The organism is Streptomyces sp. NPDC005774, assembly GCF_042871645.1.
In the GTDB taxonomy this organism is placed as follows: Bacteria; Actinomycetota; Actinomycetes; order Streptomycetales; family Streptomycetaceae; genus Streptomyces; species Streptomyces pratens.
The window spans coordinates 105604-125020 of the sequence record NZ_JBIAIV010000014.1 but is presented as its reverse complement, the minus strand read 5'-3'; the positions used below and the strand labels follow the sequence as shown (position 1 = coordinate 125020).

18 protein-coding genes, 1 pseudogene and 1 riboswitch are annotated in these 19417 nt (G+C 71.7%); of the genes and pseudogenes, 9 read left to right on the top strand and 10 right to left on the bottom strand.

Annotated features, from left to right (window positions below; genetic code table 11):
- Window positions 1–76: 76 nt before the first annotated feature.
- The gene (locus ACFYQA_RS15810) at window positions 77–877 is read right to left on the bottom strand and encodes an SAM-dependent methyltransferase (protein ID WP_388917139.1); all 801 of its coding nucleotides are present in this window, start codon (window positions 875–877) and stop codon (window positions 77–79) included.
- A 131-nt stretch (window positions 878–1008) separates the two neighbouring features.
- Here ACFYQA_RS15810 and ACFYQA_RS15805 point away from each other — a divergent pair.
- A pseudogene (locus ACFYQA_RS15805) lies at window positions 1009–1236 on the top strand (FAD-dependent oxidoreductase); the annotation flags it as partial.
- A gap of 224 nt (window positions 1237–1460) precedes the next feature.
- Window positions 1461–2219, top strand: coding sequence for an endonuclease/exonuclease/phosphatase family protein (locus ACFYQA_RS15800; RefSeq protein WP_388917136.1), 759 nt, complete (start codon window positions 1461–1463; stop codon window positions 2217–2219).
- Between the two features lie 12 nt (window positions 2220–2231).
- Here ACFYQA_RS15800 and ACFYQA_RS15795 read toward each other — a convergent pair whose 3' ends face one another.
- A complete protein-coding gene (locus ACFYQA_RS15795; protein WP_388917133.1) occupies window positions 2232–2921 on the bottom strand; it encodes a hypothetical protein in 690 nt (229 codons plus the stop codon).
- Window positions 2914–3711, bottom strand: a complete 798-nt coding sequence (locus ACFYQA_RS15790; protein WP_332426827.1) for an alpha/beta fold hydrolase — start codon at window positions 3709–3711, stop codon at window positions 2914–2916. Before ACFYQA_RS15790 ends, ACFYQA_RS15795 begins: the two co-directional genes overlap by 8 nt.
- A gap of 205 nt (window positions 3712–3916) precedes the next feature.
- Between ACFYQA_RS15790 and ACFYQA_RS15785 the strand changes: the two genes are divergently transcribed.
- The 4 genes from ACFYQA_RS15785 to ACFYQA_RS15770 all read left to right on the top strand — a co-directional run bounded on the left by ACFYQA_RS15785 (window position 3917) and on the right by ACFYQA_RS15770 (window position 7997).
- Complete coding sequence (locus tag ACFYQA_RS15785; protein WP_388917255.1) at window positions 3917–4750, top strand: lysophospholipid acyltransferase family protein; 834 nt, start codon at window positions 3917–3919, stop codon at window positions 4748–4750.
- A gap of 41 nt (window positions 4751–4791) precedes the next feature.
- Window positions 4792–6048: a MacS family sensor histidine kinase gene (gene macS, locus ACFYQA_RS15780; RefSeq protein ID WP_388917130.1), complete on the top strand. Its 1257-nt coding sequence runs from the start codon at window positions 4792–4794 to the stop codon at window positions 6046–6048.
- Window positions 6045–6773, top strand: coding sequence for a response regulator (locus ACFYQA_RS15775; protein ID WP_388917127.1), 729 nt, complete (start codon window positions 6045–6047; stop codon window positions 6771–6773). Before macS ends, ACFYQA_RS15775 begins: the two co-directional genes overlap by 4 nt.
- Before the next feature lie 228 nt (window positions 6774–7001).
- Window positions 7002–7997, top strand: a complete 996-nt coding sequence (locus ACFYQA_RS15770) for a 2-hydroxyacid dehydrogenase (RefSeq protein WP_388917124.1) — start codon at window positions 7002–7004, stop codon at window positions 7995–7997.
- On the opposite strand, the gene ACFYQA_RS15765 is transcribed toward ACFYQA_RS15770, so the two are convergent.
- A complete protein-coding gene (locus ACFYQA_RS15765) occupies window positions 7949–9961 on the bottom strand; it encodes an anthranilate synthase family protein (RefSeq protein WP_388917121.1) in 2013 nt (670 codons plus the stop codon). The genes ACFYQA_RS15770 and ACFYQA_RS15765 overlap by 49 nt on opposite strands.
- Window positions 9962–10328: 367 nt before the next feature.
- Here ACFYQA_RS15765 and ACFYQA_RS15760 point away from each other — a divergent pair, with 367 nt between their 5' ends.
- Window positions 10329–11681 (top strand): class II 3-deoxy-7-phosphoheptulonate synthase, encoded by a 1353-nt coding sequence (locus ACFYQA_RS15760; RefSeq protein WP_388917118.1) that lies wholly within the window; start codon window positions 10329–10331, stop codon window positions 11679–11681.
- Window positions 11682–11888: 207 nt separating this feature from the next.
- Window positions 11889–12125, top strand: a complete 237-nt coding sequence (locus ACFYQA_RS15755) for a bacterioferritin-associated ferredoxin (protein WP_388917115.1) — start codon at window positions 11889–11891, stop codon at window positions 12123–12125.
- A gap of 11 nt (window positions 12126–12136) precedes the next feature.
- Here the strand turns inward: ACFYQA_RS15755 and bfr are convergent, their stop codons facing one another.
- The gene (gene bfr / locus ACFYQA_RS15750) at window positions 12137–12649 is read right to left on the bottom strand and encodes a bacterioferritin (RefSeq protein WP_388917112.1); all 513 of its coding nucleotides are present in this window, start codon (window positions 12647–12649) and stop codon (window positions 12137–12139) included.
- A 184-nt stretch (window positions 12650–12833) separates the two neighbouring features.
- Here bfr and ACFYQA_RS15745 point away from each other — a divergent pair, with 184 nt between their 5' ends.
- On the top strand, window positions 12834–13481 hold the full coding sequence (locus ACFYQA_RS15745; protein ID WP_388917109.1) for a sulfite oxidase-like oxidoreductase: 648 nt from the start codon (window positions 12834–12836) through the stop codon (window positions 13479–13481).
- 37 nt (window positions 13482–13518) lie between these two features.
- On the opposite strand, the gene ACFYQA_RS15740 is transcribed toward ACFYQA_RS15745, so the two are convergent.
- From ACFYQA_RS15740 to thiO, 5 genes are all read right to left on the bottom strand, one after another.
- The gene (locus ACFYQA_RS15740; protein ID WP_386400792.1) at window positions 13519–14400 is read right to left on the bottom strand and encodes a deoxyribonuclease IV; all 882 of its coding nucleotides are present in this window, start codon (window positions 14398–14400) and stop codon (window positions 13519–13521) included.
- Window positions 14401–14545: 145 nt separating this feature from the next.
- The gene (gene pknB / locus ACFYQA_RS15735; RefSeq protein WP_388917106.1) at window positions 14546–16543 is read right to left on the bottom strand and encodes a Stk1 family PASTA domain-containing Ser/Thr kinase; all 1998 of its coding nucleotides are present in this window, start codon (window positions 16541–16543) and stop codon (window positions 14546–14548) included.
- Between the two features lie 507 nt (window positions 16544–17050).
- Window positions 17051–17845 (bottom strand): thiazole synthase, encoded by a 795-nt coding sequence (locus tag ACFYQA_RS15730; protein WP_388917103.1) that lies wholly within the window; start codon window positions 17843–17845, stop codon window positions 17051–17053.
- A 2-nt stretch (window positions 17846–17847) separates the two neighbouring features.
- Window positions 17848–18084, bottom strand: coding sequence for a sulfur carrier protein ThiS (thiS, locus tag ACFYQA_RS15725; protein WP_388917100.1), 237 nt, complete (start codon window positions 18082–18084; stop codon window positions 17848–17850).
- Window positions 18081–19277 carry a glycine oxidase ThiO gene (thiO, locus tag ACFYQA_RS15720; protein WP_388917097.1) on the bottom strand — a complete coding sequence of 399 codons (1197 nt, stop codon included), beginning with the start codon at window positions 19275–19277 and terminating at the stop codon, window positions 18081–18083. The genes thiS and thiO overlap by 4 nt, the downstream gene beginning before the upstream one ends.
- Window positions 19275–19386: riboswitch (TPP riboswitch) on the bottom strand. Its footprint overlaps the gene before it by 3 nt.
- Window positions 19387–19417: the final 31 nt, after the last annotated feature.

The window sequence follows — 19417 nt, the reverse complement described above, 5'->3', positions numbered from 1 at the left end:
TTCCACCTTTCACACGAGGTCACACGAGATCACACGAGACGCCGCCCCCCCGCCCGTGGGCCGTCCTCGTGCCGGATCACCCCTTGCGTGCCACCGCCACATAGGACCCGCTGAGGACGTTCTCCTGGCCGGGGACCGGCTCCCCCAGCTCCGGGTGCCAGTCCTCGGCCGCCACGATGCCCGGCTCCACGGGCTCCAGCCCCTCGAAGAAGCGGGCGAACCTCTCCCGGTTGCGCATGTCCATGGTGAGCCCACCCGCCTTGTACAGGTCGCTGACCTTCCGTGAGGCCTCCTCCGGGTGGAAGTCGGGGGTGAGGTGGGACATGATCAGGTAGCTGCCCGGCGCCAGGGCCTCCTTGAGGTGTTCCACCAGCTCGTAGGCCCCGTCCTCGTCGCCGATGAAGTGCAGCAGCGCGATCAGGGAGAGCGCGACAGGCCGGTCGAAGTCCAGTGTCCCGCGGGCGTGTTCCAGGATTCCGGCGGTGTCGTGGGCGTCCGCCTGCACGTAGTCGACGACCCCTTCGGGTGTGCCCCGGAGCAGTGCCCCGGCGTGGGCCAGCACGATCGGGTCGTTGTCGCAGTACATGATCCGCGCGTCGGGAGCGACCTCCTGGGCCACCTGGTGCAGGTTCGGCTCCGTCGGGATGCCGGTCCCGACGTCGAGGAACTGGCGCACTCCCCGGCCGGCGACCCAACGGGTGGCGCGGTGCATGAAGGCCCGGTTCATCCGCGCCATGACCGGGATGACCGGCGCGAACCCCACCAGCTGCCGGCCCAGCTCCTCGTCCACCGGGTAGTTGTCCTTGCCGCCGAGGAACCAGTCGTACATCCGCGCGGGGTGCGGCCTGCTGGTGTCGATCCGTATGGGGGTGTCCATGCCCGCGTCCTGCTGATCCACCGTGATTCCCCTTGTCGCGCCCGGGAGTTGACCTTCGATCGTGGCCGTCACGATAACCAGGTCCGGGTCGGCTCGGTGCGCCGGGCAGCCCTTCCGGCATCCATCCCCCCGCGCCGGGCCTCCGGCCGGATCCGGCGCGTGCCCATGAGCGGCTCGCCGAACGGCTGACGATGTTCCCGGGCCCGGTCGCCGAGGCCCCCACCACGGGCACCGGCCCGTCCGCCGTGGTGTACTCCCGCGTCTCCCAGGTGACGGTCGACGAGCCGTGGCACATGGGCTGGGCGGCCCTGGCCGGCGACGCGGCCCACGCCTGCACCCCGCACATCGCGCAGGGCGCGGTCCACGTCCTCGCGAAGCCGTACCGGCGACCCCGGCCCCCGTTCACCGGCCCCGTTCACCGGCCACGTGCGCGACTTCCAGGAGAAGGACGGGCAGCGGTTCGCGGTCTCCTCGTTCGCGTGGCGCGATTTCCCCGGTGCGCGGGTCGCCGACCGGTTCATTTCGTGCCGATATCGGCCCGCATGACGCCTTCGGCCGTGCGGGGCGGCGTATCTTGATCCGCATGGCGACGACTCCGCTGCTGCCGGACTCCCGCACCGAGCCGGACGGTTCGGCCGTGATCCGTGTCCTGAGCTACAACATCCGGTCGATGTACGACGACACCGCCGCCCTCGCCCGGGTGATCACCGCCTGCGCCCCCGATCTGGTCCTGGTCCAGGAAGCACCGCGATTCTTCCGCTGGCGCAAGAAACTGGCCCGGCTGGCCTCCGCCTCCGGGCTGGTGACCCTCTCCGGAGGCGCCACGGCCGCCGGTCCCGCGATCCTGTGCTCGCTGCGGACGACCGTCGAGCGCACCGAGGACGTGCTGCTGCCGCTCACCCCGGGACTGCACCGGCGTGGTTTCGCCACCGCCGTCGTACGGTTCGGCGGGGCCCGGCTGGGCGTGCTGAGCTGCCATCTGTCGTTGCAGAAGGACGAACGGTACGCACAGGGCGGCATGCTCCTGGACCGGCTCGCCGGGATGGGCGTGGAGCACGCGGTCGCCGGCGGCGATCTGAACGAGCGGCCGGCCGGCCGTACCTTCCGGCGGCTGGCGGGCGAGGGGCTGACGGACTGCCGGGCGGCGGCGCCCTGGGGCGGCGAGTACACCTCGACCCCCGCCGATCCGCACCAGCGCATCGACGCGCTCTTCACCACCAAGGGCGTCGAGGTCCTGGGCTGCGGGGTGCCGCACGGTCAGCCCGGCGTGACCGGGACCGACCTGCGGGCGGCCACGGACCACCTTCCGGTCCTGGCCGCCCTCAGAATTCCGGCCGCCTGATCCAGGGCGTCCTCAGACCACCGCGCCCCGGCCCGGGTCGTCGTCCTCGTCATCCGTGCGCATGCGCATCACCAGCGTGGCGAAGCCGCCCAGAAAGCCGCCGATGCACAGGGTGGTCAGCAACCAGGTCATCTCCCAGCCGAGCAGTATCGCCAGCAGGAGCAGCACCGGACCGCCCAGGACCCCCAGCCACGCGAACTTGGACGTGACGTCGGTCTCGGGCAGCGGCGGGGGCTCCGGCGGCACGAAGTGACCCTCGTCGCCGTCCTCGAAGTCGTCCTCCGACGGCTCGGACACGCTGTAGTCGCGAGGGCCGCCCACACCCGGTGCGAAGGCGACCGAACCGCCCAGCGGCTTGACCGGCTTGTCCCCGGCCCGCGTCGGCGCCTCGGCCGGTGCCTCGTCGTCGGCGGCCTCGGTGCGCGTGTCGGTGTCGGTGTTGGTGTCGGACTCCAGCAGCGCCAGGTCCTCGACCGACTTGAACGGCTTGGCACCCGCCGGGTCCGGCGGCTCGTTCCCGTACCCGGCGACGATCGCCTCCCACGCGGCATCCTCGTCGAAGGGAACGTCCTGGTCCTGTTGCTCCGGGCCACTGCCGCCACGCCCCTGGCCCGCGCGTGCCTCGCGCGCCTCGTGGGCTTCACGGGCCTCCTGGTCCTCACGCCCTTCGCGGTCCTCGCGGTCCGAGTCGTGCTCAGCCACCTGTGGTCGTCCCTTCCTTGCCGAGACCGGGCTCCTTGACGGCGCCGGGTGCGAGCCGCCCGATGAACGCGGTGCTCTCCTGGAAGATCCGCTCCGCGTCATGGTCCAACGTCGCCACGTGGTAGCTCTGTTCCAGCAGGACCTCCGTCACGTCGAGCGACGAGACGCGGCCGAGGATCCGGGCCGAGTCCGCGGGCGGCACCACGTGGTCCTGCGGACTGCGCAGAAGCAGCAGCGGCTGGGTGACCTGGGGAAGCTCGCCGTCGAGCAGGCGCAGGAAGGTGCGCAGGGAGTGTGCCGCGTGCAGCGGCACCCGGTCGTAGCCCAGCTCCTCGACCGACGGCTTGGCGATGTCGCTCGCGATGCCCTTCGTCGCAGGGACGAGATGACGGAGCACCGGGAGGGCGTGTGCGGCCACACCGTGCACCCGGTTCGCCGGGTTGACGACCATGACACCGCTCACCGCGTCGCCGTGCCGCGCGGCCAGGCGCAGGGCCAGCGCGCCGCCCATGGACAGACCGGCCACGAACACGCGCGAACAGCGGTCCCGCAGGAGTCGCAGCTCGCGGTCCACCTCCGCGTACCAGTCCTGCCAGCCGGTGGTCCGCAGGTCCTCCCAGCGGGTGCCGTGCCCCGGGAGCAGGGGCAGCGAGACGGTCAGGCCGTGCTCGGCGAAATGCTCCGCCCACGGGCGCAGCGACTGAGGCGAACCGGTGAAGCCGTGGCAGAGGAGGACAGCGGCCTCCCCGCCCTCGTGGCGATACGGCTCGGCTCCGGTCAGGAGCGGCACTTTCGGCCTCCCGGTCGTAAGAGTCGTCGGAGTCGTGGAAGTCGTGGAAAGAGTCGAGGAAGTCGACAGGCTGTACACGGGTTGCAGGACCTTCACCGTACGCGACCACACTGACACCGACCAGGGCCGTCGGAGCCATTGACGGGACTCCGGGTTAGGGTCTGAGGCACACGTAGAGGAAGGCACTCGGTTGTTGTACGGCGTGATGAAGGTCACCGTCGGAGGGTCGCTGAAGCTTGCCTTCAGGCCCTGGGTGGAGGGCCTGGAGAACGTCCCCGCCGAGGGCCCCGCCATCCTGGCCAGTAATCACCTGTCGTTCTCCGACTCCTTCTTCCTGCCGGCCGTCCTCCACCGCAAGGTCACCTTCATAGCCAAGGCCGAGTACTTCACCACACCGGGGGTGAAGGGCCGGCTGACGGCCGCCTTCTTCAAGGGCGCCGGGCAGCTCCCGGTGGACCGTTCCGGCGCGCGCGGTGCCGGTGAGGCGGCGATCAAGAGCGGCATAGAGGTCCTCGAACGCGGCGAGCTGTTCGGTCTCTACCCCGAGGGCACCCGCTCGCCCGACGGCCGTCTCTACCGCGGCAAGCCGGGTGGCCTCGCACGTGTGGCGCTCGCCACCGGCGCGCCCGTGCTCCCGGTCGCCATGATCGACACCGAGAAGGTCCAGCCGCCGGGGAAGGTCGTCCCGAAGCTGATCCGGCCGGGCATCCGCATCGGCAAGCCGCTGGAGTTCAGCCGCTACCAGGGCATGGAGCACGACCGTTTCGTGCTCCGCGCGGTGACCGACGAGGTCATGTACGAGATCATGAAGCTTTCCGGCCAGGAGTACGTCGACATGTACGCGACCGCCATGAAGCGGCAGCTCGCGGAGGCGGCGAAGGCCGAGAAGGACGCCGAGAAGGCGGAGAAGGCCGAGCTCGCCCGCGCCGAGAAGGCGGAGAAGGAAGCGGCGAAGGAACTTCAGAAGGAACTCCGGAGGGAAGCGGAGAAGGAAGCCCAGAGGGAACAAGCGGCCGAGCAGCGGCGGTCCGACCCCTAGGGCCTGCGGGCGGGGGCCGGGGGCGGAGGGTGGGGGGAGACGTGCCCAGGCGCGAGAGAGTCATGAGGATGTCGGTCGAGCAGCCGCTGTGGCGCGCGCTCGCCGGTTACCGGGTCCTCACCATGGTGTACGCGGTCGGCCTGTTCGCCGCCGCCTACGAGAGGTTCGAACGTCCCTGGCTCGCCGTCGCCTACTTCGCCCTGCTGGCCGTATGGACCCTGGCCACCCTGCCCCGGGTCGCGAACGCCGCAGCCTGCACCAAACGCTTCCTCGCCGCCGACCTGACCATCGCGCTCACCGGCATCCTGCTCACCCCCGTCGCCGACGCCCCGGAGCGGGTCGCGGCCGGCGGCCCGACCATGCCGTCGATATGGACCGCGGGCGCGGTGCTCGCCTTCGCGATCAAGGGCGGCTGGCGCTGGGCCGCCCTCGCCTCCACACTGGTCGCCGTCGCCAACCTGATCGAGCGCGGAGGCCCCGCCCGCGACACCGTGCACAACGTGATCCTCGTCTGGGTCGCCTCCATCGCCATCGGATACGTCGTCGAGGTCGCCCGCGCCTCCGAGCGCACCCTCGCCCGCGCCCTGGAGATCGAGGCCGCCACCAGGGAGCGGGAGCGGCTCGCGCGGGACATCCACGACGGCGTGCTCCAGGTGCTCGCGATGGTGCAGCGGCGCGGCGCGGTGATCGGCGGCGAGGCGGCCGAGCTGGGCCGGATGGCCGGCGATCAGGAGGTGGCGCTGCGCACCCTGGTCTCCGGCGGCCTGGTGCCCCTCCCCAGAAGGGCGGAGGACACGGCCGGGGGAGCGGCGGACCTGCGCACCGCGGCCGGGACCGCCGACGCGGCCGGGGACGGCACAGGCGACGGCCCCGTCGACCTGCGTGCCCTGCTGGCCCCATACGCCGGCACCCTCGTCGGCCTCGCCGAACCCGGGGCGCCGGTGCCGCTCGCGCCGGCCGCCGCGCGGGAGCTCGCCGCCGCTGTCGGGGCCGCCCTGGACAACGTACGCACACACGCGGGGCCCGACGCGCGCGCCTGGATCCTGGTCGAGGACGAACCGGACGAGGTGATCGTCACCGTCCGCGACGACGGGCCCGGCATCCCCGAGGGCCGGCTCGCCCAGGCAGAGGGCGAGGGGCGGCTCGGGGTGGCCCTGTCGATCCGGGGGCGGCTGCGCGACCTCGGCGGCAGCGCGGAGCTGATCTCGGTGCCCGGGCAGGGCACGGAGGTCGAGCTGAAGGTGCCCAAGCACCACAGCGACGAACAGGACGTACGGGGGAAGGCGGAGCAGCGATGACCGACACGACAGCCGGAGAGCCGGGCGGAGAGCCCGGGGGAGGGCCGGGCGGGAGCGGGCAGGGCCCGGTCAGGGTAATGGTGGTCGACGACCACCCCATGTGGCGCGACGCGGTCGCCCGGGACCTGTCCGAGTCCGGCTTCGAGGTGGTCGCCACCGCGGGCGACGGCGACCAGGCCGTACGCCGCGCCAAGGCCGCCGCCCCCGACGTCCTCGTCCTCGACCTGAACCTGCCCGGCAAGCCCGGCGTCCAGGTCTGCAAGGAGGTCGTCGCCGCGAACCCGGCGCTGCGGGTGCTGGTGCTCTCGGCGAGCGGCGAACACGCCGACGTCCTGGAGGCGGTGAAGTCCGGTGCCACCGGCTATCTGCTGAAGTCCGCCTCCACCCAGGACCTGCAGGACGCGGTGCGCCGCACGGCCGTGGGCGACCCGGTGTTCACCCCGGGCCTGGCCGGACTGGTCCTCGGCGAGTACCGCAGGCTGGCCTCCGACCAGGCACCCGCCCCGGAGGGCGGAGCGTCCAAGGCACCCCGGCTGACCGACCGGGAGACCGAGGTACTGCGCCTGGTCGCCAAGGGCCTGAGCTACAAGCAGATCGCCGAACGGCTCGTCATCTCCCACCGCACGGTGCAGAACCACGTACAGAACACCCTCGGCAAGCTCCAGCTGCACAATCGCGTGGAACTCGTCCGCTACGCCATCGAACGCGGCCTGGACGACGAGTAGCACTGGTCGGCCGGTCGACCAACCAGCCCGGTCCTCCGGGGGAGTTGGCCCTTCCGGTCGAACCCGGGGCCGGGACCGAAAACGCGCCGCGCCTGCCCCGTCCGGCCCAGGCGCATCCGCTCCCGGCCCCGTATATTCGCGCATGCGGCAGCCGTCGCGCACGGCAGCAGCCGTGTATGCGGCCGTCGCGTACGGAAGAGTTTTCGGCACGACCCTGGGAGGGACCCTGTGGAGATCCTCGCGTTCGGTGTGCAGGCCGACGAGAAGCCCTTGATCGAGCGGGCTTTCCAGGGGCACCACGAGGTGCGCGGCCTGCATGTCTTCCTCAACGAGGACACCGCCCCCATCGCGGCGGGCCACCAGGTGATCTCCACCAGCGTCAACTGCGACCTCGGCGCCGGAGTCCTGGAGAGCCTGGCGGCCGGCGGCACCCGGATGATCGCCCAGCGGTCCACCGGCTTCAACAACGTCGACCTGAAGACGGCCGAGCGGCTCGGCCTGACGGTCGCCCGGGTGTCGTCCTACTCGCCCCACTCGGTCGCCGAGTTCGCCTGGGCCCTCGCCATGGCCGTCAACCGCCGTATCGTCCGGGCGTCGAACCGCACCCGCGACTTCGACTTCCGTCTCGACGGGCTGATGGGCCGCGACATGCACGGCCGCACCGCCGGAGTCATCGGCACCGGCAAGATCGGCGAGGCGTTCACCCGGATCGCGCACGGCTTCGGCATGCGGCTGCTCGGCTGGGACGTCGCCGAGAACCCCGCCTGCCGGGACCTCGGCATGACCTACGTACCCAAGGAGCAGCTGCTCACGGAGTCCGACCTGGTCAGCCTGCACGTCCCGCTGCTGCCGGAGACCCTCCACCTGATCGACGGGGCCGCCCTGCGGACGATGCGGGACGACGCGATCCTGGTGAACTCCAGCCGCGGCGGACTCGTCGACACCGCGGCCCTCGTCGCCGAACTGCGCGCGGGCCGCTTCACCGGCGTCGGGCTGGACGTGTACGAGGCGGAGGCGGGCCTGTTCTTCCTCGACAAGTCCCTGGAGGCCATCGAGGACGACACCCTGGCCCGTCTCGTCACCTTCCCGAACGTGCTGGTCACCTCCCACCAGGCGTACTACACCGTGGACGCCGTCGGCCAGATCATCGACACCACGGTGGCCAACGTCCTCGACTACACCGAGGGCCGCCGCTCGGAGAACGTCCTGGTCCCGCGCAGCTGACCGATCAGTTCGGCGACGATCGCCGCGCCGTTCAGGGTGAGCACCGACTCGGGGTGGAACTGCAGCGCCGCAAAGCCGGGCCCGCGCAGCGCATGCACCTCGCCGTCCGCCGCGCGGCTCACCTCGATGCCGTGCGCCGCCAGCTCCGCCGCCGCCTCGTCGTCGCAGCGCGCGACGAAGCTGTTGTAGAAGCCGACCGTCTCCGGCCGCCCGAACAGGTCGATCTCCGTCTGCGCCCCCTGGTACGGCACCTCCTTGCGGACGGTCTCCAGCCCCAGCTCGGCCGCGATCAGCTCGTGGCCGAGGCAGACACCGAGGACGCCGTGGCGTCGGTCCGCCCCGATCACCTCGGCGGTCAGACCGCGCAGGAACCGCATCCTCGGGTCCTGCGTGTCGGACGGGTCACCGGGGCCGGGGCCCAGCACGACCGGGCCGTCGTGCCCGAGCACCGTCTCCCGCAGCCCGGGTTCGTCGTACCGCCGGACGGTGACCGCGAGTCCCGACGCGCGCAGCACATGCGCGAGCATCGCCGTGAACGTGTCCTCCCCGTCGACGACCAGCGCATGACCGTCCAGCGCATGACCGTCCAGCGTGTGACCGTCCAGCGTGTGGCTGTTCGGGCCCCGATCGTCCGGTGCCGGGCCTGCCGGGCCTGCCGGGCCGTCCGACGGCCGCTGCTCCCGCATCCGCAGCCAGAACGGGGCCAGTGAGGCCCGCCGTCCGTCCAGCGCCGCCCGCACCCGGGGGTCGTCCGCCAGCCGCGGCCGTACGGCCTCCTCGCGCGGCCGCCCGGGGAGCACCCCCAGCGCGGCCAGTACCCCGGCCGCCTTCGCATGGGTCTCGGCGACCTCGCCCGCCGGGTCGGAGCCCCGCACCAGGGTGGCGCCGACCGGCACCCGCAGCCGCCCGGCCGCGTCGATGTCGGCAGTGCGGATGAGGATGGGGGAGTCGAGGGTCTGGGCTCCACCCGCGGACCGGCCGAGCAGCGCCAGCGCGCCCGCGTAGTAGCCGCGCCCGGCACCGTTCCGCCCGAGGGGCTCGTACCGCTCGATCACCCGGCAGGCGTTCTGCACCGGCGACCCCGTGACGGTCGCGGCGAACATGGTCTCCTTCAGCACCTCCCGCACATCCAGCGAGGACCGGCCGCGCAGCTCGTACTCGGTGTGCGCGAGGTGCGCCATCTCCTTCAGCCGGGGCCCGACCACGACCCCGCCCATGTCACCGACGGTGCACATCATCTTGAGTTCCTCGTCGACGACCATCGACAGCTCCTCGATCTCCTTGCCGTCGGCGAGGAACTCCAGCAGATCCTCGGGGGTCGGCCCGCCGGCCGGGTAGCGGTAGGTGCCGCTGATCGGGTTCATCACGACCGTCCCGCCGGACGCCCGCACATGTACCTCGGGGCTCGCCCCGACCAGCGTCCGCCCTCCCGCCTCCTGCCCGGTGTGCACCACGAACGTCCAGTACGCGCCCCGCTCGCCCGCCAGCAGCCGCCGGAACAGCGCCAGCGCGTCGGCCCGCCCGAATCCGGGGATCTCCCCCTCGTACGTCCGCCGGATCACGAAGTTGGCGCCCTCACCCCGCCCGATCTCCTCGCGCAGCACCCGCCCGACGATGCCGGCGTACTCGTCGTCGTCGACGTCGAAGCCGCCGTCCCGAACCCGCACGTCATGCGTGGGCAACTGCTCCAGGGCCTCGGCGAGCGGGATCTCGTGGCGCTCCTCGGGGGTCAGCACCAGCAGCGGGGTGCCGTCGTCGCGCACGTCGAAACCGCGCTCCCGGATCTGCCGGAAGGGGATGAGCGCCAGCCCCTCGTCGGGAAGATCGGCCAAGCGCTCACGGGGGGTGACGGGGCCGAGCAGCAGCTCCACCACGCCGTCGTCGTGGCCGGGCGTGCGGCGGTGCAGCAGGGCGAACGGGCGGGGATCGTCCAGCAGGCCGAGCAGGCTCGTCGGCTGCTTCATCGGTCGGTCCGTCGGTCGGTTCATCGGTCGTGGTCCCTCGGTGTGGGAGGGCCGACCCACACGCGCCGCGCGGTCCGCGAACGCCGAAGGCCGCCCCTCGGGCGGCCTTCGCGAAGTCTTGTGTACGCGCTACAAGGTCAGTGGGCCGCCGCAGAAGCGGGCCACCACCAGTTCGGGGCGGAAGGGTTCTGGGCCGAACCGTTCCGGGTCGAAAGCGCGGACATGGGACGCACCCTAGCGCATGGCCCGCGAGCGCATGCCCCGCGCACGGCCCCGGTGCGTCCGTCGTCCGGTCACGGAGCGCGTTCTCCGTCTCACTTGCTGGGCATCGCCCGGAAGGCACCATCCCACCCCGTAATGTTGAGGCGTGACCGTGAACGCTAAGACCAGCCCGAGCGCTGGCAACACCTGGCGAGACCTGCCCGCGGCGCAGCAGCCCGAGTACCCCGACACCGAGGCTCTGCGCGCAGTGATCGCGGACCTCGAGTCGTATCCGCCACTCGTCTTCGCGGGCGAGTGCGACCAGCTGCGCGCCCGGATGGCGGCCGTCGCCAAGGGAGAGGCGTTCCTCCTCCAAGGCGGCGACTGCGCGGAGTCCTTCGACGCGGTGTCCGCCGACCACATCAGGGCCAAGCTGAAGACACTGCTCCAGATGGGTGCCGTACTGACGTACGCCGCGTCCGTGCCCGTGGTGAAGGTGGGCCGGATCGCCGGCCAGTACTCCAAGCCGCGCTCCAAGTCGACCGAGACCCGCGACGGCGTGACCCTGCCCACCTACCGGGGCGACTCCGTCAACGGCTTCGACTTCACCGAGGCGGCCCGCATCCCGGACCCCGAGCGGCTGAAGCGGATGTACCACGCCTCCGCCTCCACGCTGAACCTGGTGCGCGCCTTCACCACCGGCGGCTACGCCGACCTGCGCCAGGTGCACGCCTGGAACCAGGACTTCGTGAAGTCGTCCCCGTCCGGCCAGCGCTACGAGCAGCTCGCCCGCGAGATCGACCAGGCGCTGAACTTCATGCAGGCCTGCGGGGCCGAGCCGGAGGAGTTCAAGACCGTCGAGTTCTTCTCCTCGCACGAGGCGCTGCTGATGGACTACGAGTCGGCGCTGACCCGCGTCGACTCGCGCACCGGACGGCTGTACGACGTCTCCGCGCACATGGTGTGGATCGGTGAGCGCACCCGGCAGCTGGACCACGCGCACATCGAGTTCGCCTCGCGGATCCGCAACCCCATCGGCATCAAGCTCGGCCCGACGACGACGGTCGAGGAGGCGCTGCAGTACATCGAGCGTCTCGACCCGGACCGCGAGCCCGGCCGGCTGACCTTCATCGTCCGCATGGGCGCGGACAAGATCCGCGACAAGCTGCCCGAGCTGGTCGAGAAGGTCACCGCCTCCGGCGCCACCGTCGCCTGGGTGACCGATCCGATGCACGGCAACACCTTCGAGGCGGCCTCCGGCCACAAGACCCGCCGCTTCGACGACGTGCTGGACGAGGTGAAGGGCTTCTTCGAGGTCCACAAGGAGCTCGGCACCCACCCCGGCGGAATCCACGTGGAGCTCACCGGCGACGACGTCACCGAGTGCGTGGGCGGTGGCGACGAGATCTTCGTCGACGATCTGCACCAGCGCTACGAGACCGCCTGCGACCCGCGGCTCAACCGCAGCCAGTCGCTGGACCTGGCGTTCCTCGTCGCCGAGATGTACCGGGACCAGTAGGCACCGACAGCGGCGGGCGACCGGTACCGGACCAGTGGACGCCGGTACCGGTCACCCGCCGCTCACCTGCCGGAACGGTGAGGGGTGGGGCGCGGATCACACGGAATCCGCACCCACCCCACTTTTATGCCCTCCGGGCGACGGGTAAGGTTAGGTTTGCCTCACCGATCAGGGGTCGGGACGGCACGACCCACGCTACGTCGGGAGGTGAATCGCGTGTTCGTCTGCAGCTGCTTCGGAGTGACCGAGGAACAGGTGAAGAGTCACGCGGATGCCGGGGCCTGCACTCCCCGGCAGATCGCCTCCGCCTGCAAGGCCGGCACCGACTGCGGCGGCTGCGTGCGGCGCATCCAGGCGCTGCTCGGCCGTGGCGCCTGCCCCCGCCGGCAGCTGGCCGACCAGGGCCGGCCGCCCCTCGCGACGGAGTTCCCCGAAGCCGCGTAAGTCCTGTCGGTCTAGTAGGTCGAGGGCGTGCCCTTCCCCGAGGAGTCCGGCTGGGACTGCTCGATCACCGTCGACAGGTACAGCGCCTCGCCCAGCTTCTCGATGAGTTCCAGCTGGGTGTCCAGGTAGTCGATGTGCTGCTCCTCGTCGGCGAGGATCGCCTCGAAGACGTTGGCGGACGTGATGTCGTTCTTGTTGCGCATGACCTCCACGCCCCGGCGCAGCCGGTCGATGGCCTCGACCTCGACCTCCCGGTCGGCCTGGAACATCTCCGTCACCGTCTGCCCGACCCGCACATGGAAGAGCCGCTGGTAGTTGGGCAGGCCGTCGAGCATCAGGATGCGGTCGGTGAGGACCTCCGCGTGCCGCATCTCGTCGAAGGACTCGGCGCGCGTGTACTCGGCGAGCCTGGTCCAGCCCTTGTGGTCCTGCAGTTTCGAGTGCAGGAAGTACTGGTTGATCGCGGTCAGCTCGGCGGTCAGCTGCTCGTTGAGGAATTCGATGACCTCGGGGTCGCCCTGCATCGCGGAGGATCCTTCCGTGCGGATGAACGGTCCAGATGCGCCGCATGATTCCACCGGTGGGGAAGATCGTCCAGTAAGTGTTGACTTAGTAAGTAAGGCTATACTTACTGCACTTTGAGACGTATTGCCCGGTTTCATGGGGCCCCGGTCCGATGCGTTACGCCGGGTCTGTCAGGATGGAAGCATGGGTCAGCCGGCGGAACGCGAATCGGGGGAGCGCACAGCGGAGGAAGGGGCACGGTTCGAGCTCCCGCCGGGACAGCGACTGCAGAAGGGCTGGCCGGTCACGCACTACGGGCCGGTGCCCAGGTTTCGGCCCGAGCGCTGGGAGTTCAGGGTGTTCGGCGCCACCGCCGACGGCGACAAGCGCTGCTGGAACCACGAGGAGTTCACGGCCCTGCCGTACCGCAGCGTCGTGGCCGACCTGCACTGTGTCACCAAGTTCAGCATGCTCGGCGCCGAATGGGGTGGCATTCCGGTCCGCACCCTCCTGGAACTCGCCCCACCGGCGTCCGACGCCACCCATGTGATGGTCTGGGCCGAGTACGGATTCAGCTCCAACCTGCGCCTGGCGGACTTCGCGTCCGAGCGGACCCTCTTCGCCACCCACAAGGACGGTGAGCTGCTGACCGCCGAGCACGGGTTCCCGCTCCGTCTGATCGTCCCCCATCTGTACGCCTGGAAGGGGCCCAAATGGGTCCGCGGGGTGGAGTACATGACCACCGACCGCCGCGGTTTCTGGGAGGAGCGCGGCTACCACAACGTCGGCGATCCCTGGAAGGAACAGCGCTACTCGTACCAGGAGGAGCCCGGGGAGGGACCCGAGCTCTGAGCCGGTCCGGCGTGCGTCCTCCTGGGACCGCAGGCGACTACGACGACTCCCGGAGCTTCTTCAGCCGCTCCACGTCCGCCGCATGGCCCTCCTTGCCGCCGGGTGTCTCGATGATCAGCGGGACGCCCTCGGTCGCGGGGTGCGCCATCAACGCGCGGAACGGATCCTCGCCGATATGGCCGTCGCCGATGTTCGCGTGACGGTCCTTGTGCGCGCCGACCACATCCATGGAGTCATTGGCGTGGATCAGTTTCAGCCGTCCCTCGCCGACCGTGTCCACCAGCAGATCCAGTGTTTGATGCATCCCGCTCGGCCCGGTCAGATCGTGGCCGGCCGCGAAGACATGGCAGGTGTCCAGGCAGACGCCCAGTTTCGGATGGGCGTCCAGCGCCTCGAAGTACGGCCCGAAGTCCCAGGTCCGTGAGCAGAGGGAGGAGCCCTGGCCGGCCGTCGACTCGAGGAGCAGGAACGGGTCGTCGTCATGGGTGAGCTCGTCGAGCAGCGGCAGCAGATACTCCCGTACCTGCGCCAGCGCCACCGACCGCTCCCGTCCACCCGTCGCGCTGCCGGTGTGGACCACCACGCCCAGCGCCCCGATCTCGCGCCCGCGCCGCAGTGAGTGCCGCAGCGACTCGACGGACCGCTCGACGGTCGCCCGGGTGTGGGACCCGAAGTTGATCAGGTACGGGGCGTGCACGTACGCCGGGATCGACTCGGCCGCGCACTCCTCGCGGAAGGCCGCGTCCTGCTTCGGGTTGCCGGACGGCGTCGCCCAGCCGCGCGGATTGGCGACGAAGACCTGAACGGCTTCCGCACGCAGCTCACGGGCGTAGGACAGACCGACGGAATGCAGACCGCCGGCCACGGGGACATGGCCGCCGACCGGGTTGCGGGCGGGGCCGGGCAGGTGACTCTTCACCCGTCCAGGGTGTCATGCCGCCGCCCGGTGGCCGCCGCCGGATCAGCGGGCCGGCAGTTCAGCGAGCCGGCAGCTCACCGGGCCGGCAGCTCACCGGGCCGGCAGCTCACCGGGCCGGCAGTTCACCGGGCGACAGTTCAGCGGCTCAGCGGATCTTGAGGGTGATCGTCGAGCCCTTGGGCGCGGTGCCCCCGCCCTCCACGGACTGTCCCCTGACGGTGTCGCCGAACAGGCCGAGCAGCCCACGGTCCTCCTCGACCCGGAACCCGGCCGCCTCCAGCGTCTTCGTGGCCTCGTCCACGCTGTCGCCGACCACGTCGGGAACCTCGATCATCTCGGGTCCCTTGGACAGCGTCAGCGTCACGGTGTCCCCCTCGACGGCCTCACCGCCCGCCTCCGGGTTCTGCCGGGCCACCCGGCCCGCGTCGTGCTCGGAGGTGACCCGCTCGGTGGCGACCTCCACCTCGAGGCCGGCCTTCTCCAGCCCGGCGCGCGCGTCCGCCAGGTCCTCGCCGGTCACGTCGGGGATGTCCACCGGGTTGCCCTTGCTCACGGTGAGTGCCACCGCCGAGCCCGCACGGACCTCGGTACCCCCGGTCGGCCCGGTGGAGATCACGGAACCCTTGGCCACGTCCTCGCTGAACTCCCGGGTGACCATGCCCGGCTCCAGGCCCGCCTTCTTCAGCACGGACCGTGCACTGCCCAGCGCGACGCCGTCCACATCGGGCACCTTCACGGTCTTCGGCCCCTTGGAGAGGGTCAGCGAGACCGAGTCGGTGCCGCGGATACGGGCACCCGCCGCCGGGTCCGTACGGATCACCGTGCCCCGCCTCACGGAGTCGCTGTACGTCTCCTCGACCCGGCCGACGTCCAGCCCGGCCTCCGCCAGCCGGTCCCGGGCCTCCTTCTCGGTCTTCGCCAGCAGCGGCGGGACCTTGGTGAACTGACCCGAGTTGATGTACCAGACGCCCGCTCCGGCCCCGAGGGCCAGCAGCACCACGACGACGATCGTCATCGGGCCGCGCAGCAGTGCCTGAGCGCGCAGCCCCGGGCCGCGCCGGGGCGGCAGCGGCGCCGGGGTCCGGAGCCGGCTGGTGCGGTGGTAGGAGTCCGCACCGCCGCCGTGCCCCTGCTGTTCGTCGTCCTCGTTGACGGGCAGCGGGCGGGACGGGGGTCCCCCCGCGCGAGCGAAGCCGAGCGTGGGGGAGGTCAGCGCGCGCGGGATGACGCTCGTACGGTCGTCCGCGTTGTGGTGCTCCGACGACAGCGCCTGGGGCGGGACCGCGTCCAGCTGCGCCGCGTCGAGGCCGCCGCGGGCCACGCGGACCCGGGCGAGCAGCGCCACCGCGTCGTGCGGACGGATCTCCGGGTTGCGCGCGGTCGCCGACGCGACCAGCTCGTCCAGCGCGTACGCCATACCGGGGACGACGGCCGACGGCGGCGGCACGTCGTCGTGCAGATGCTTGTAGAGCACGATCGCGGGTGAGTCGCCCTCGTGCGGCCGCTCACCGGTCAGCATCTCGTAGAGCAGGATGCCGCACGCGTAGACGTCCACGCGAGGGTCGGCGGTACCGCTCTCGATCTGCTCCGGTGCCAGGTACGAGACCGTGCCCAGCACGGTGCCGGTGGTGTTCGTCACCGTGCCCACGCCCCGGACCAGGCCGAAGTCGGCGACCTTGACCCGGCCGTCGTCCCCGATCAGGACGTTCTCCGGCTTCATGTCCCGGTGCACGAAACCGGCCCGGTGCGCGGCACCGAGCGCGGCCAGCATCGGCTCCAGGATGTCCAGCGCGGCACGCGGCTGCAGCGCCCCGCGCTCACGTAGCACGTCCCGCAGGGTGCAGCCGGCGATGTACTCCATCGCCAGATACACGTACTCCCGGTCGGTGCCCTGGTCGAAGACCTGCACCACGTTCGGATGGTCCAGACGGGCCACCGACTTCGCCTCGCGGATGAACCGGTCGACGAAGGAACCGTCGGCGGCGAGCGCCGGGTGCATCACCTTGAGCGCGAGCACGCGGTCGAGGCGGGTGTCCACGGCCCGGTAGACCGTGGCCATCCCGCCGACCGCGATACGCGCCTCGACGCGATACCGACCGTCGAGCACCTGCCCGACCAGAGGGTCCTGAAGGGTCGTGTCCACGCAGGGAGTCTACGAGCAGCCGCCGACACCCCCGACCGCTTCGTCGCGGATCGGTCCGCGACTGCAGCCGACCTGTGACGCAACCCACGCACACAGGCCGGGGCGGGTGCGGTTCCGGCTCCGGAACGCGTCCCCGTCCCCGTCCCCGTGCGGGTGCGGGTGCGGGTGCGGGTGCGGCCCCGGACCGTGCTCCGCGGCGGGTCCGGTTCCGGCGCGGCGACGCGTTCCGACGGGCCCGACCCGGCACCGGGGTCAGGCTCCGGCGCGAGTGCGTCCCGGCTCCGGAACGTGTTCCGAAGCGGATTCGGCTTCGGCCTGGAAGGCGTTCCGACGCGGGCCGGGTTCCGGTTCAGGGGCGTGGTGGGACGTGGTCCGGGCCATGGCACGGCAGCCGCCGATGGCGGCGCACCCCCATGAGAAGCCCCCGCCTCCCGGCCGACCGGAGACGGGCGGTGCATGGGCGGGAGAGCAACCTGGTGACGACGGTCCCCTCAGAACGCGGGCCGCTCAGAACGCGGGCCGCTCCGGATCCAGCGCGGCGAGACCCTCCGCAGGAGACGACGCCTCGGCGAAGTACCGCCGCGGAATCCGTCCCGCCCGCCTGGCCAGCCGCCCCGCCTCGACCGCACCGCGCATGGCGGCGGCCATCAGCACCGGCTCCTGCGCCCGCGTCACCGCCGAGGCGAGCATCACTCCCGCGCATCCCAGTTCCATCGCCAGCGCCGCGTCCGACGCCGTACCGGCGCCCGCGTCCAGAATCACCGGCACGCGCGCGTGCTGCGTGATCAGCGCGAAGTTGTGCGGGTTGCGGATGCCGAGTCCCGATCCGATCGGTGACCCGAGCGGCATGATCGCCGCACAGCCGGCGTCCTCCAGTTTCCGCGCCAGCACCGGGTCGTCATTGGTGTACGGCAGCACCGTGAACCCGTCGTCGACCAGTGTCTCCGCCGCCTCCAGCAACTCGATCGGGTCCGGCAGCAGGGTGCGCTCGTCGGCGATGACCTCCAGCTTGACCAGATCGGTGCCGAGCGCCTCCCGTGCGAGACGCGCGGTGAGCACCGCCTCGCCGGCGGTGTAGCAGCCCGCCGTGTTCGGCAGCACCCGGATGCCCAGCTTGTCCAGCACCGACAGGACCGAGCCGTGCACCGAGGGGTCCACCCGCCGCATCGCGACGGTCGTCAGCTCCGTACCGGACGCCACCAGCGCCCGCTCCAGCACCTCGAGGCCGGCCGCCCCACCGGTCCCCATGATCAGCCGGGACGTGAAGGACGTACCGCCGAGAACGAACGGATCGTCGGCCATGGTCAGCCTCCTTGGACGGCGGTCAGGACTTCCACCCGGTCCCCCTCGGACAGGGACGTGAGCGGCCACCGCGCGCGCGGGACGACGGTTTCGTTGAGGGCGGCGGCCACCCCGGAGGGAGCCGAGGTCAGGGTGGCGACCAGCGCGTCGAGCGCCGTACCGGAAGCCACCTCGCGCGGCTCCCCGTTGACGGAGACGGAGACGGTGGGGCCGGTCGCGACATTCGCCGGATCGTTCATGCGGACTGCTCCGTGAGTGCGGCGGCGGTGAACCGCCGGGGTGTGAAGGGACGGGCCTCGGCCGGGAGTTCACCGGTGGTCAGGACCTCGGCCAGGACGTCGCCCGTGACCGGCGTGAGCAGCACGCCGTTGCGGTGGTGCCCGGTCGCGAGGACCAGCCCCGCCAGCGCGGACGGGCCGAGCAGCGGCGCGTTGTCGGGGGAGCCGGGGCGCAGCCCGGCCCGGGTCTCGGTGAGCGGAAGTTCGGTGATCCCGGGGACGAGTTCGTGGGCGTCGCGCAGCAGTTCGTACACCCCGCCCGCGGTGACGGTCGTGTCCCAGCCCTGTTCCTCGCTGGTCGCCCCGATCACCAGTTCCCCGTTCTCGCGCGGCACCAGGTACACATGGCTGCCGCGCACCACCGCGCGTACCGTCCGGCTCAGGAACGGGCCGAACCGGTCCGGCATCGTGAGCCGGACCACCTGCCCCTTCACAGGACGTACCGGAGGCAGCACATCCGCCGGGATCCCCGCGAGCCGCCCGCTGAGGCTGCCCCCGGCGAGCACCACCTGCCCGGCGCTCAGCGCGGTGCCTTCGGCGGTGACCACACCCGTGGCCCGCTCCCCGGCGACGGTGAGCCGTTCGGCCCACGCGCGGTGCAACACCACTCCCGCCCGCTCGCAGGCGGTCACCAGCGCGGCCGCCAGGCGCCGGGGGTCGATCTGGTGGTCGCCGTCCACCCGCAGCCCGCCGCGCACACCCGGTGCGAGCATCGGCTCCAGGCGTCGGCACTCCCGCCCGGACAGCCACTGCGCGTCGAGCCCCGACCGCTGCTGCAGGACGTGCAGTTCGCGCAGATGGGCACGGTCGTCGGCGTCCAGCGCGACCGCGAGGGTGCCGCAGCGGCGGTAGCCGAGGTCGTGGCCGGTGGCCTCGGTGAGCTCGGCCGCGAAGCCGGGGTAGCGGCGCGCGGAGGCGAGGTTCAGACCGAGCAGGGTCTGCTCGCCGTAGTGCAGTTCCGTGACGGCGGCCAGCATCCCGGCGGCCACCCGGGCGGCGCCGGCGCCCGGCTCGGGGTCCAGCACGGTCGTGGCCAGCCCGCGCTGCGCGGCCCGCCAGGCCGTGACCAGGCCGATGATCCCGCCCCCGACGACGAGGACGTCCGGAGAACGCCCCGGATCGCGCGGGGAGCCCGAGGTGTGTGTGGGCGACATGGGCGTCCAGCCCCTCCCTTCGCCGGCATGACCCGGATCAGGTTCATACGGTCGGAGGCTGCCAGCCTCCCTCTCAGCCCGGTGCGTCCGGGCTCCCGCGAGTGCTTTACGGTGGCCAGCCTAGCCCCGGAACAATGCCG

What these genes read in the sequence shown, in the direction of transcription:
- ACFYQA_RS15810 (WP_388917139.1), bottom strand. Translation starts at nt 877, where the DNA reads ATGGACACCCCCATACGGATCGACACCAGCAGGCCGCACCCCGCGCGG.
- ACFYQA_RS15800 (WP_388917136.1), top strand. Translation starts at nt 1,461, where the DNA reads ATGGCGACGACTCCGCTGCTGCCGGACTCCCGCACCGAGCCGGACGGT.
- ACFYQA_RS15785 (WP_388917255.1), top strand. Translation starts at nt 3,917, where the DNA reads ATGAAGGTCACCGTCGGAGGGTCGCTGAAGCTTGCCTTCAGGCCCTGG.
- ACFYQA_RS15775 (WP_388917127.1), top strand. Translation starts at nt 6,045, where the DNA reads ATGACCGACACGACAGCCGGAGAGCCGGGCGGAGAGCCCGGGGGAGGG.
- ACFYQA_RS15765 (WP_388917121.1), bottom strand. Translation starts at nt 9,961, where the DNA reads ATGAAGCAGCCGACGAGCCTGCTCGGCCTGCTGGACGATCCCCGCCCG.
- bfr (WP_388917112.1), bottom strand. Translation starts at nt 12,649, where the DNA reads ATGCAGGGCGACCCCGAGGTCATCGAATTCCTCAACGAGCAGCTGACC.
- ACFYQA_RS15745 (WP_388917109.1), top strand. Translation starts at nt 12,834, where the DNA reads ATGGGTCAGCCGGCGGAACGCGAATCGGGGGAGCGCACAGCGGAGGAA.
- ACFYQA_RS15730 (WP_388917103.1), bottom strand. Translation starts at nt 17,845, where the DNA reads ATGGCCGACGATCCGTTCGTTCTCGGCGGTACGTCCTTCACGTCCCGG.
- thiS (WP_388917100.1), bottom strand. Translation starts at nt 18,084, where the DNA reads ATGAACGATCCGGCGAATGTCGCGACCGGCCCCACCGTCTCCGTCTCC.
- thiO (WP_388917097.1), bottom strand. Translation starts at nt 19,277, where the DNA reads ATGTCGCCCACACACACCTCGGGCTCCCCGCGCGATCCGGGGCGTTCT.